This window comes from Phytoactinopolyspora endophytica (genome assembly GCF_004138495.1).
In the GTDB taxonomy this organism is placed as follows: domain Bacteria; phylum Actinomycetota; class Actinomycetes; order Jiangellales; family Jiangellaceae; genus Phytoactinopolyspora; species Phytoactinopolyspora endophytica.
In genome coordinates, this window is the sequence record NZ_ML142862.1 from 163,900 (window position 1) to 165,177 (window position 1,278).

1 protein-coding gene is annotated in these 1,278 nt (G+C 68.9%); it reads left to right on the plus strand.

The window, feature by feature from the left end:
* On the plus strand, nucleotides 1-1,278 hold a 1,278-nt coding region (locus ELR45_RS38920), incomplete at both ends, for an alpha-mannosidase (protein ID WP_240760101.1).

The window sequence follows — 1,278 nt, forward strand, 5'->3', positions numbered from 1 at the left end:
GCCCGCACACGCCAGCGCGCACCGGGCCACCGCCGTCGGGCACGCCCACATCGACTCCGCCTGGCTGTGGCCGCTGCGGGAGACCGAGCGCAAGGTGGCTCGGACCGTGGCCAACGTGCTGCACCTGATGGACGGCGACCCCGACCTCGTCTACGCCATGTCCTCCGCGCAGCAGTACGCATGGCTGGAGCAGAACCATCCCGACCTGTTCGAGCGGCTCCGCGCCCGGGTCGCCGAGGGCCGCTTCGTCCCCGTCGGCGGCATGTGGGTCGAGTCCGACGCCGTGATGCCGGCCGGCGAGTCGATCGTGCGGCAGTTCACCCGTGGCAAGCGGTACTTCATCGACCGGTTCGGCATCGAGCCGGACGAGGTGTGGCTGCCGGACAGCTTCGGCTACTCGGGAGCGTTGCCGCAGCTCGCCCGACGCGCCGGTTTCCGCTGGTTCCTCACGCAGAAGATCTCCTGGAACGACACCAACCCGTTCCCGCACCACTCGTTCTTCTGGGAAGGCATCGACGGCACCCGCATCTTCACCCATTTCCCGCCGGTCGACACCTACGCGGCGGAGGTCAGCGCCAACGAGCTGCAGCACGCCGTGACGAACTTCCGGGACAAGGCCGTCTCCTCGCATTCCCTGGTGCCGTTCGGCTACGGGGACGGCGGAGGTGGACCCACCCGCGAGATGGTCGCCCGCGCCCGCCGCTTCGCCGACCTCGAGGGAGCTCCCCGCGTGGAGCTCCGCAAACCCTCCGATTTCTTCTCCGACGCCGAGGACGAGATCGTCGCCGCCGGCGATCCGGCGGTCTGGCTCGGTGAGCTCTACCTCGAGCTGCATCGCGGCACGCTCACCTCGCAGATCGCCATGAAGCAGGGAAACCGCCGGGCCGAGGCGATGCTCCGGACCGCGGAGTATCTCGCCAGCGCCGCCACTGTCATCGCCGGCGCTCCCTACCCGGCCGATGAGCTCGACGACATCTGGTCGACCGTGATGGTGCTGCAGTTCCACGACATCCTGCCCGGTTCATCCATCTCCTGGGTGCACCGCGAGGCTCGCGAGACCTACCAGCAGATCGACGACCGCCTCCGCGACCTGATCGCCCGATCGACAAAGGCGCTCGACGCAGACGTCGCCCCCGGCCGTCTGGTCCCAGCCGTTGACCGCACCTCCAGCTCCTTCGAAGTACGACGCGGCGGATCCGATCTCGCCTGGGTTCGGCAAGGTGACCAGAGAGGTGGGGAGGGAGAAATTCCCGTCCAGGGTTCGGCTCGGGCATCGGC